This is a genomic window from Methanophagales archaeon (assembly GCA_021159465.1).
Classification (GTDB): domain Archaea; phylum Halobacteriota; class Syntropharchaeia; order Alkanophagales; family Methanospirareceae; genus G60ANME1.
The window spans coordinates 1-6,927 of record JAGGRR010000050.1; the positions used below are offsets into that span (position 1 = coordinate 1).

Annotated in this window: 7 protein-coding genes; 4 read left to right on the forward strand and 3 right to left on the reverse strand. The window is 44.7% G+C overall.

Features of this window, described 5'->3' with window-relative positions:
* Positions 1 to 210 precede the first annotated feature (210 nt).
* Positions 211 to 555 (forward strand): cupin domain-containing protein, encoded by a 345-nt coding sequence (locus J7J01_02705; protein ID MCD6209802.1) that lies wholly within the window; start codon positions 211 to 213, stop codon positions 553 to 555.
* 57 nt (positions 556 to 612) lie between these two features.
* Here the strand turns inward: J7J01_02705 and J7J01_02710 are convergent, their stop codons facing one another.
* Genes J7J01_02710 through wtpA form a run of 3 tightly spaced genes read right to left on the reverse strand, consistent with a single transcriptional unit; the run spans position 613 to position 3,722 of the window.
* Positions 613 to 1,680 (reverse strand): ATP-binding cassette domain-containing protein, encoded by a 1,068-nt coding sequence (locus J7J01_02710; GenBank protein MCD6209803.1) that lies wholly within the window; start codon positions 1,678 to 1,680, stop codon positions 613 to 615.
* Positions 1,677 to 2,495 carry an ABC transporter permease gene (locus J7J01_02715; protein MCD6209804.1) on the reverse strand — a complete coding sequence of 273 codons (819 nt, stop codon included), beginning with the start codon at positions 2,493 to 2,495 and terminating at the stop codon, positions 1,677 to 1,679. Before J7J01_02715 ends, J7J01_02710 begins: the two co-directional genes overlap by 4 nt.
* Before the next feature lie 24 nt (positions 2,496 to 2,519).
* Complete coding sequence (wtpA, locus tag J7J01_02720) at positions 2,520 to 3,722, reverse strand: tungstate ABC transporter substrate-binding protein WtpA (protein MCD6209805.1); 1,203 nt, start codon at positions 3,720 to 3,722, stop codon at positions 2,520 to 2,522.
* A gap of 125 nt (positions 3,723 to 3,847) precedes the next feature.
* On the opposite strand from wtpA, the gene J7J01_02725 reads away from it, so the two are divergent.
* The 3 genes from J7J01_02725 (at position 3,848) to J7J01_02735 (ending at position 6,862) form a co-directional block, all read left to right on the forward strand.
* On the forward strand, positions 3,848 to 4,402 hold the full coding sequence (locus tag J7J01_02725) for a TOBE domain-containing protein (GenBank protein ID MCD6209806.1): 555 nt from the start codon (positions 3,848 to 3,850) through the stop codon (positions 4,400 to 4,402).
* 211 nt (positions 4,403 to 4,613) lie between these two features.
* Entirely contained in the window at positions 4,614 to 5,576 is a 963-nt protein-coding gene (gene pfkA, locus J7J01_02730; protein ID MCD6209807.1) for a 6-phosphofructokinase, read from the forward strand.
* Positions 5,577 to 5,593: 17 nt separating this feature from the next.
* Entirely contained in the window at positions 5,594 to 6,862 is a 1,269-nt protein-coding gene (locus tag J7J01_02735; protein ID MCD6209808.1) for a class II fructose-bisphosphate aldolase, read from the forward strand.
* Positions 6,863 to 6,927: the final 65 nt, after the last annotated feature.

The window sequence follows — 6,927 nt, forward strand, 5'->3', positions numbered from 1 at the left end:
TATCAGCTTTGATGTGCCTGACTATACCACCATTTGCAGACGAGTAAACAAAGTCGCTATAGAGATAAAAAAGACCTTGATTTCCTATAAGGACAAAGAGGTAGTGGTTTATCTTAGCATGGGAGCATGGGAATATAGAGGGTAATGATAACTAATTGTCATATACTATTTCGTATATATTGTAATTATAAATAAAGGGGAGGAAAGGAAATGAAAATAGTGAGAAGGGAGCAAAAAATACCTTTCGAGGCGAAAGATGGCTCTGAGATAAGGGAGCTTTTGAAATCGGAAAGCGAAAAGATGAGTTTGGCAGAAGCTACTGTCCACGAAGAAACGAAACTCCATTTCCATAAAACTTCCGATGAGGTATATTATATTCTGGAAGGGGGAGGAGTAATGGAGATAGAAGGGGAGAGGAGAGAGGTTTCAGAAGGGGATGTTGTGTTCATTCCTTCCAAAAAGAAGCACAGGATTTGCGCAGGGAAAAGCGAAAAAGTGAGGTTTTTGTGTCTATGTGCTCCTCCCTATTCTGATGAAGATACAGTTATGGTATAACAAAAGCATAAAAATTTGATAAAAACTCCCTCTTCCAAAAAACGTGGTTTTTCTGACTTATCTCACCACATGAACCGAAGTGGCTTTAAAGGTCGCATAGACCTCCTTACCGTTTTGCAAGCGGAGACTTTCACGTGATTGCTTTGTAATAAGAGCAACAAGCGAATTATCCATCTTCACACGTGTTAAAGGACCCATATCGTCCAGCGCTTCTATCCTCGCTTTCATGACATTCTTTGCACTGCTTTCGCCCCGGTTTTCGGACAAAATTAGAATTATATCCTCTGGTCTTATGAATACTTTTACAGTACCCGCATGGTAGTTTGAAACAGCAAAAATATTATGGGTGTAGTCGCCCAGATCAACTTCTATCTCGGCAACGCCGTTATTGTTATCACGAACAACGCCACTCAATATATTCTCAACGCCGACGAAATCCGCTATCTCCGCGTTTTGTGGCTTATTGAATATCTCATAAGGAGTGCCGACCTGCATTATTCGCCCGTTCATCATCACTGCTATTCTATTCGCGAGAATCATCGCCTCTGTCTGGTCGTGCGTCACGTGAACCATTGTAATTCCCGATTCCTCTTTTATCCTCTTCAGTTCTTCTCTCAGGTAATCTCTCGTTCTGAGGTCTAAAGCAGCTAAAGGCTCGTCCAGAAGCAATATTGAAGGTTCAGTGGCAATCGCTCTGGCAATAGCAACCTTTTGCTGTTCTCCACCACTTAGCGTAGCAGGATACCGATGCGCAAGGTGCGATATACTCAGCCAGTCCATTATTTCTTTCACCCTTTTTCTGGTTGTATTCGGTGATACGGACTTTCTCAACTTCAATCCGAACTCTATGTTCTCTTCGACAGTAAGATGGGGGAACAGTGAATAATCCTGGTAAATGAAACCGATTCCCCTTCTCTCTGGTGGTAGATTCGTTACATTTTGCCCTTCTATCCAGACTCCTCCGCTGTCAGGAAAGTAAAAACCCGCGATTGTTTCGAGCAGCAAAGTCTTTCCCGCGCCGGTTGGACCCAGAATGACGAAATATTCGCCCTTTTTTACTTCTAAATTTATATCTTTGAGAGTGAACTCTTTCCAATCTTTGGACAGGTTCCTTACTTCTATCATTTCCTCCCTTTTTGTAGCATCCTCAGCATTATAAAAATAATCAGACAGATCGATATCAACAAAACCGAGATCGGTCTTGATGCCCGAAGTCCAAACGAGGTAAACTTCTCGTAGATTAAAATCGGTGCGGAGATCGGGTGGTATGCGATGATCAGAATCGCGGAGAACTCGCTTATCGCTCGCCCCCAGCTCAGAATCGCACCGCTCAATATAGAAGGGAAAGCAAGAGGAAACGTTATTTCTCGAAATGTTCTCCAATGAGATGCGCCCAATGAACGAGCAACATTCTCCAATCTCGGGTCAACCTCTTTAAACCCTTCTCGCGCAGTATCTACCAAATACGGGAGACTCACGAAGAGCATCGCAACAACGATTCCCGGATACGCATCCGTAATTACAATCCCCAATTTACTAAGCGGTGCACCAATCAATCCATACCGCATGAACACCCCGTACAACGCAATTCCAGCAACGATGTGTGGAATCATCAGGGGTATGTCCACGATACCTTCTATAACGCTCTTACCCATGAACTCCTTTCTTGCGAGGAAATACGCTAAGGGGACGCCAAAGAGGAAGGCAATCAGTGTGGAGCAAACCGCAGCAGAAATGCTTATCCAGATTGCCTCTAAAACTACGGGGTCCGTTGCAGCGTCAATTAGCCCGGAAAAGTCTTCCACTTGCTTGTAATACATGTTTCCAAGCGTAATAAAGACAAAAGCAACGAGAACGAGTCCTAAAGAGAGGGAAATGACATAAACCTTCTCACGCTTCAGTTCTTCCATTGACCAGCACGAAAGTAATTTTGATTTCATCGCTATTTCTTCCTGATTTTATCATTATTTCCTTTCATACACCTTTCTCCTTCTCAGCGCCAGATATACAACCACTAATATACCTGCACTGACAAATCCCGCATCGAAGCCCGACTCTTTTGGTGCTGATGCTGGTGTTGACGTTGATGTTGATGTTGACATTGGATACACGGGCTCAAGCTGCACCAAAGCTTTCAGTTCTTCCGGTACATTCCCGCTCCCTTCTGGCGGCACAATCGGCGACTGTCCCATGTCCGCAAAGATCTTCTGCCCTGCATCGCCTATCACAAATTTCACGAACTCCGATCCCATATCCGGATTTTCCGCATTCTTAGGGACGGTTATACCGTACACAATTGGTTTTCCCGTTTTTGTCTTACCATCTGCAGTTTGCACCTTCACCTTCTTGTAAGTGTCTGTGTACTCTATCCTGCTCAGGTCTATTTGCTCAGGCAGATCCACAAACGCTAAATTGTGCTGAACGGCAACGCTTCGGTACTCGAATGCGTAGTCAAGCCCACCTTCCTCGACAAACGCCACGAGTTCAACCGATTTCGGTCTTATGTCTACTTTCTCCGTATTCGGCTTCGGGTCTTCTGGCACAGTTATCAAAAACGTCCCGTCTGCATCCTCGCTAATCGTAATCGCCGTGTTGTTGAGAACCAAATCATCGAATATCCTTGAATCTTTATAGTGTAGCTCTGCGAGTTGCATTACTATTAGAGATCGGTATCCGCAAGGGTCGAGATTCGGATTCGAGAACCCGAAGACCACTCCCTCTTTGCGAAGGATCTCGTACCAGTTATTCGGTGTGATTTCAGCTGCATATTTGCTCTTATCAGGGTTGTACGCAAGCACCATATCATTTGTTGCGAATCTCACATACCAGTCAGCATATTCTGGATACATCATGCCTGGTATGAGCGAGTAATCTGCAGATGCGAGCACATCCGCTCTCTTCCCAACATCTGTTATCTGCCTTATCGCCTTCACACTGCCCATTGATTCTCGTTGCACATCTATATTCGGATTCAAAGCCTCAAATTGGCTCTCTGCCTCCGCCAAAGGCACTGCTAAGCTTCCAGCGTGGAAGACTTTGACCGTTTTTGCCTGTTGCGCTCCTAAAGCTACAATAGGTGTGTAAAAAACCGCAACCGTCACGCACGCAAGCGTTGCAATCACTATTAATGTTCCCAAAACTAAAGCTACAATTACTCTTCTTTCCAATTTTATACATCACCGATATGCAAGAATACACCATTCGTTATAAAAAGCTTTTTGGTTTTTTCATACTTTACTTGTGTAATATTATACTGTACCATCGCAAAACACAGATTGTGAGGGCATCTGAGGTGAAGAGAAAGTACGAATCAGGGCATAAGCAGTGGATAGAATTCAAAGGGAAAGCGATATTAGGGGAAGGGCGAGCGCAGTTGCTTGCGGAGATTCGTAACTCTTCTTCTATCTTAAAAGCAGCGGAAAAGCTTTCTATTCCTTATCGAACGGCGTGGGAACACCTGAAGCGAATCGAGGATGCAATAGGCAGTCCAGCTGTGAGCACACACAGGGGTGGTCCAAAGGGCGGCGGTGGTACGACATTAACAGCAGAGGGTGAGGAGCTTTTACGTGAATATGAATGTTATAAACGGCTTTTGAATAGCGTAGCGCAGGATGAAATAGGTTGGGAGGCGATTTTTACGAAAATAAGTGCGAGGAACCGGATTAAAGGAGTTGTAAAGAGAGTAGAGAAAGGCGAAATCGCATCCACTGTGCGAATAGAAGTTGCTGTACCCACCGTTATAACGGCGATGATAACGAAAGAAGCGGCGGAAGAACTCGAATTGAAAGAAGGTGATAAAGTAGAGGCAGTGATAAAAGCGACTGAGGTACTGGTGTCAAAGGAATAATGCTGATTATAAGCGCTCCTGTTTTCTGTAGTTACCTTAAATTTTGTGGAAATTATTTATAGCTCCTTCAGCGGGTTTTTCAATAGTAAATATATCAATATAAATATACCAATACGAAAACTTTATTAGTGATATAGAATAGGTTTGAGAAGTGTACAATATGCATATACACATACATACCGGGCAGATAAAATAAGAAGGGTGAGAATAGATGATAAAGCGTATTGGCGTGCTGACCAGTGGTGGTGATGCGCCGGGAATGAATGCGGCGATTCGCAGTGTGGTGCGATATGGAGTGTACCATAAATTAGAGGTGATAGGGATACTTCGAGGCTATGCGGGTTTGATTAACGGGGATTTGAGACCTTTAGACCATCGTTCGGTTTCAGGAATCATAAACAGAGGGGGTACGATCTTAGAGACCGTCCGCTGTGATGAGTTTTTAAGCGAAGAAGGACAGCGTAAGGCGGTAGAGACGTTAAAACAGAATGAAATCGATGCTCTGGTGGTCATTGGAGGAGATGGTACTTATCGCGGTGCGATTCAGCTCTGGACTAAGTGGCATATCCCCTGTGTGGGTGTACCAGCAACGATAGATAACGACCTTAATGGCACTGACCTTACTATTGGTGCAGATACTGCGATAAATACCGCCTTAGATGCAACCGATAAGATTCGTGATACCGCAACGAGTATGGAGCGAGTTTTCGTGGTTGAAGTAATGGGTAGAGATAGTGGATTCATAGCCACGCATGTCGCTTTAGCTGGAGGCGCTGAGGAGGTATTGGTTCCGGAATTGAGCTACGATTTAGAAGCGATGTGCTACGATATTATCGAAGGGAGTAGAAAAGGCAAGAACAGCTGGATTGTTATCGTTGCCGAAGGTGCAGCGAAGGCGGATAGGGTCGCGGAGAAGATTACGGAGATAACAGGGTTAGAGACAAGAGTGGTTGTTCTGGGTCATATACAGAGAGGGGGGAATCCAACCGCTCAGGACCGTATACTGGCAGCCCGGCTGGGTGCAGCCGCAGTGGATTTAATTTTAAATGGCGAATTCGGGAAGGCGGTGGGAGTACGAGACGGAGATATAAATGCGGTGGATTTACATGTCGCGGTCGAGGAAAAGAAGCAGATGGTAGAGCCCTTTTATCAACTGATAAGAATCTTAACTTAAAGTTGAAATGAAATGAAATGAGCGAAAACGAAGAAAGAACGGATATTGACCGTTTGGTCTCGAAATTGGTATTGAGCGATGATGTAAAGGTGAAATCGGAGATTTTTGATAAGATTTTACAACAGGCAGAAGAGAGAGGGATTTTCCCCGCTTCCATTCATCATTTTTATCGTGCACGGGGCAGAGGTGAATTCGGCGGGTTCACGGTGCCTGCGATAAATTTGAGGACGCTTACGTACGATTTAGCACGCGCAATCTTCAGGATAGCCAGAAGTAACCGTGCAGGCGCATTTATACTCGAGATCGCACGTAGTGAAATCAGCTATACCGCGCAGCGCCCTATCGAGTATGCCGGAGTTTGCCTGGCTGCCGCTATAAGGGAAGGGTGGAAAGGACCGGTATTTATTCAGGGGGATCACTTCCAGGTTAATGCGAAGAAATATCTTCAGAACCCGGATGAGGAGATAGAGATGTTAAACAGTCTCATCCGTGAGGCATTAGCAGCGGGGTTTTATAATATTGATATTGACAGCTCAACTTTGGTGGATTTGAGTAAACAGGGGGTTAAAGAGCAGCAAAGGTTAAATTTTAGCGTTTGTGCCGCATTTACCAGGTTCATACGTTTGCATCAACCGGAAGGAGTAGAGGTTTCTGTGGGTGGAGAGATAGGCGAGATAGGGAGGAAGAACACAACGCCAGAGGAATTAGAGGCGTTTATGGAAGGCTATCAGGAAGAATTGGGCTCGTCCTTAGAGGGAATAAGTAAAATAAGTGTACAGACCGGGACTTCACATGGTGGGGTGGTCTTACCGGACGGCAGTATTGCCAGAGTAAATGTAGACTTTGAGACTTTGAGGACGCTTTCGCGGTTAGCCCGTGAGAAATACACACTGGCGGGTGCAGTGCAGCATGGGGCTTCTACATTACCGGAAAATATGTTCCATAAATTCCCGGAAGTAGAAACGGCAGAGATACATCTGGCTACTCAGTTCCAGAATATGGTTTATGAAAGCCAGTATTTCCCTGACGAGTTGAGGAAGCGAATGTATGCATGGCTAAAAGAGAATCACCGCAATGAATGGAATAAGGGAGAGACAGAATCGCAGTTTATATACAAGACACGCAAAAGAGCCTTAGGCGAGTTTAAAACCGAAATTATGAGGCTCAAGCCGGAAATACGAGCAGCAATTGCAGCTGAGGTAGAGGCTAAGATCGCATTTCTCTTTACGCAGTTGAATTTAGCAAATACAATGGCTTTAATTAATCGGTACGTAAAGCATGAATAGAGAATTTATGGAAATCGAACTCGAGGACACCTACTGCGAGGCTTTTGACGGTTTATTCACGAGGA